Genomic DNA, 3,514 nt, shown 5'->3' with positions numbered 1-3,514 from the left:
GAAAAACGGATAATGAAACGGATTGGCAGATTATCAGCAAACGTGATCAGACAGACAAAAATCCGTGAATTTCTTATTCATCCTGCATTTCAAAATGACCATGAAATTACATTAAAGGAAGCTTGATTTGAGGCAAAATTGCGACACCCGGGCGTTCTGCGCCTGCCTGCAACATGCACCCATCTTGCGTCATTGTGATGACTTCCTTGCGCACCTCAACAATTCAATGAAAAACACACACGGGTATGTTTTTTATCAAACTGAATACATGCGAGGAATGGCGAAGCAACATTTCCCAAGCTCGACATTTGGCGTATATGGTGTCAGCAGGAACGATTGCAAGCACGCGCAGGAGGGAGAAACGTATAGTGGATGGGCTTCAGGAAGCTTTGCACAGGGCATGCAATTTCATCACTGTATTCCAATTGCGCGAGGTGGTCGTGTCGCCCAGTATTTTCCCGATGGAGACGGCTACGGTGCTCTCCAGTATGCCCTCCGGAAACCAGACATAGGCTGCCGCCTCGCCCACGGCAAGGCGTTCGCCGTCCCAGTCACGCTCCGCGAGTTCGGCCAGCCGCGCGCGCCGGTCAGCGTCGGGCAGCAGGAAGACCAGCAGGCGCGCATGGTCGGTGGCCACGTCCAGCAACGGGTTGGCGGCCACGATGGCGGCCAGTTCGTCGCAGCCCAGTACGAACACGCGCGCCGCCACGCCCAGCTTCAGCAGCAAGGCATCCTCGAGCTCCCGGGCGAGCCCGGGAGCGCTGCTACCCGGGGCCTGGAATACCAGGTTGCCGCTGTTCAGGATGCTGCGCACCCCTGTATAGCCAAGGCCTTCGGCCAGCATGCGCAGGTCGGCCATGGCGATGCGCTTGGCGCGCCCGACATTGATTCCGCGTAAAAGGGCAATGTAGCAGTGGCTGTTCATGCTGCGCTCCTGGTGAACTGCGCGGGTGCTCCGCCACCCGCCCTGGCTTGCACAGAGCGCCGGCTCAGGCCAGGCCTTCGGCGCGCATCGCTTCCTGCACCGCCGGAATGGCGCCAACGCGCGCCTGGTAGGCCTGCAGGACTGGCCAGTCATCCAGGCTGAACTTCGCGAACATGGCCCAGTTCAGCACGGTAAACAGATAGGCATCGGCGATCGAGAAGCTGGCGCCGGCCAGGAAGTCCCTGCCATCCAGCTTGCCTGCGATGTAGCCGAGTGGGCGCGCCAGCGCGGCCCAGGCGGCGCTGCGCCCTTCTTCCGTGCAGCCAGGCGTGAACAGGGGCGTGAAGCGCTTGTGCAGTTCGGTGGCAATATAGTTCAGCCACACCATCAGCTCGTAGCGCTCGACGCTGCCCGCGGCTGGCGCCAGTCCGGCTGCCGGTGCCTGGTCGGCGATGTACTGCAGCAGTACCGCCGCTTCGGTCAGCACCTTGCCGTTGTCCAGTTGCAGGGCTGGTACCGAGCCCTTGTCATTGATGTCGCGGAAATCGCTGCCGCTCGCGGTAAGCTTGGTCTTCAGGCTGACGCGTTCGGCCGAGAAGGGTATTCCGGCGATGATCAGGGCAATATGGGGAGCCAGGGAACAGGCGCCGGGGCTGAAATACAGTTTCATGTCAAACCTCTAGGATAAAAAACGGCCAGCGCCGCAAAATTGCAAGCGTACAATATTCTGGCGCTTGCTGCGGGAACGCCACAGTTGCTGCGCCAATACGTGGCACCCGCATTTCCCGATGCTAAGATCAAATGAAATTAACGGGAGGAAAAATGAGCGATAGCTATGACATGTTACCGCTGGCGCAGCTGTTCTCCGGCATGGTGCTGGCCGATGCACTGCTCGATGCGCACGGCAACGTGCTGCTGGCCGAAGGCACCGTCCTGAGCGAGGCCAGCATCCACTCCCTGGCGCGCCATGGCGTGGGGGCGGCGCCCATCATGCGCGCCCATCCGCCGGCCGCGCCCTCCCCGGCCAGCATCCAGCAGCGCCTCGACCATCTGTTTCGCCATCATGATCCCGATTCCCAGGAAGACTGGGCGCGAGGCCTGCTGCGGCATTATGTCGAAGACTACCGCCACCGGCGCGAGGTGGCCCCATGAGCGCCGCGGCACCAGACAAGGCGGATATCCTGGGCGACCTCGACGACCTGCCCTCGCTGCCCGCGGTGGTGATGGAGCTGCTCGGCAGCATGGAGGAGGAGGAGGAAGCCGACATTGCCACGCTGGCCAGGAAGCTGGCGAAGGACCCGGCCCTGACGGCCAAGACGCTGCGCCTGGTGAACTCCTCCGCCTTCGGGCTGCAGGTCAAGGCCACCACCATCCAGCAAGCCATGACCTTCCTCGGCATCCAGGCCACGCGCCAGCTGATCATGGCGGCCGCCCTCACCGGCTGCTTTCCGGCCGGACGCTGTCCTGGCTTCAACGACCAGGCCTTCTGGCGCCATTCGATCGCGACGGCGGCCTGCGCCCGCGCGCTCGCGCGCCGGGTGCGCTTCAATCCGGATGTTGCCTTTACCGCCGGGCTATTACACGATATCGGACGGCTGGTGCTGGTGACCCGCTTTCCAGACCGCTACCAGGCGGTGCTGTCGCTGCGCGACAAGCACGATGGCGAGCTGATCGATGCTGAGCGCAGCCTGCTCGGCCTCGATCACGTGGACGCCGGCGTGGCCCTGGCCGAACACTGGCGCTTCGCGGACACCATGCGCCAGGCGATCGCTTTCCACCATGCGCCGGAACTGCCGGCCGCGGGCTTCCTGGCGAGCATCGTGCATGTGGCGAGCGCGGTCGTCCATGCGCTCGACCTGGTCGGCAATCCGGACGAACTGGTACCACGCCTGTCGGCAGTGGCCTGGGCCGCCCTGGGACTGCCGGAAACGGCCTGGCACCGGGTCTTCCACGAGACGGAGTTGCAGTATGAGGAGATGGCGGCCGTGATGATGGCCTGAACAAGGGGAAGAAAGAAGAAACCGACGCCGGATGCATCGGGGGAAGCCGGGAAGAACGCGCTGGAAAGCGCCGCGACGGTACCACCCGGCCGGCGCGGCACTGCACTCAGGGCGCGGTGCCGCATCCCGCTGGTACCGAAGGCATGACAGGCATGGCTGTCATGCCGACGGCATCAGTGAGCATAATTGCCGGTGGATGGGTTGGCTTCGTTGCCTTGCTGGGGTTGCTGGTTCTGCTGCTGGGCTGCCGCTGCAGCTGCCTGGGCCGCCTTCTCTTCTGGCTTCGGACGGCCCTGGGCATCGGACAGGCGATATTTGGTGCGGCGGTCGCCCATCAGGTCGCGCAGGTCGCGGATGCTCATGCCGGTCACTTCGTGCATGCGGATCAGCAGCGAGGCGCCGACCGGCAAGCGGTGGTGGCGGATCTTGCTGATGACCGGCGGGGCCACTTCGAGCATGCGCGACAGCGCAGCATCGTTCTTCAGCTGCATTTTACCGAGCAGGATATCGAGCAAGTGGTTGGGGTTATAACTTTCCTGCGAAGACAGAGCATGATGCTGTTGTGCCATGATATTACCTCTTCAGTTGG

5 protein-coding genes are annotated in these 3,514 nt (G+C 62.7%); 2 read left to right on the top strand and 3 right to left on the bottom strand.

The window, feature by feature from the left end:
• Positions 1 to 379 precede the first annotated feature (379 nt).
• Both LCI23_RS18390 and gstA read right to left on the bottom strand, forming a co-directional pair.
• Positions 380 to 925 carry a DUF1697 domain-containing protein gene (locus LCI23_RS18390; protein ID WP_224947906.1) on the bottom strand — a complete coding sequence of 182 codons (546 nt, stop codon included), beginning with the start codon at positions 923 to 925 and terminating at the stop codon, positions 380 to 382.
• Between the two features lie 64 nt (positions 926 to 989).
• Positions 990 to 1,595 carry a glutathione transferase GstA gene (gene gstA, locus LCI23_RS18385; protein WP_224947905.1) on the bottom strand — a complete coding sequence of 202 codons (606 nt, stop codon included), beginning with the start codon at positions 1,593 to 1,595 and terminating at the stop codon, positions 990 to 992.
• A gap of 152 nt (positions 1,596 to 1,747) precedes the next feature.
• Here gstA and LCI23_RS18380 point away from each other — a divergent pair, with 152 nt between their 5' ends.
• Together LCI23_RS18380 and LCI23_RS18375 are read left to right on the top strand one after the other, a co-directional pair.
• Positions 1,748 to 2,077 (top strand): hypothetical protein, encoded by a 330-nt coding sequence (locus LCI23_RS18380; RefSeq protein WP_224947904.1) that lies wholly within the window; start codon positions 1,748 to 1,750, stop codon positions 2,075 to 2,077.
• Positions 2,074 to 2,925 (top strand): HDOD domain-containing protein, encoded by an 852-nt coding sequence (locus tag LCI23_RS18375; RefSeq protein WP_224947903.1) that lies wholly within the window; start codon positions 2,074 to 2,076, stop codon positions 2,923 to 2,925. Before LCI23_RS18380 ends, LCI23_RS18375 begins: the two co-directional genes overlap by 4 nt.
• Before the next feature lie 173 nt (positions 2,926 to 3,098).
• Here the strand turns inward: LCI23_RS18375 and LCI23_RS18370 are convergent, their stop codons facing one another.
• Positions 3,099 to 3,494 (bottom strand): hypothetical protein, encoded by a 396-nt coding sequence (locus LCI23_RS18370; protein ID WP_224947902.1) that lies wholly within the window; start codon positions 3,492 to 3,494, stop codon positions 3,099 to 3,101.
• Positions 3,495 to 3,514 lie beyond the last annotated feature (20 nt).

Source organism: Massilia sp. MS-15 (genome assembly GCF_020176695.1).
In the GTDB taxonomy this organism is placed as follows: domain Bacteria; phylum Pseudomonadota; class Gammaproteobacteria; order Burkholderiales; family Burkholderiaceae_D; genus Telluria; species Telluria hydrophila.
Note: the sequence above shows the minus strand (reverse complement) of the source record. Positions and strands in the feature narration are given on the sequence as shown.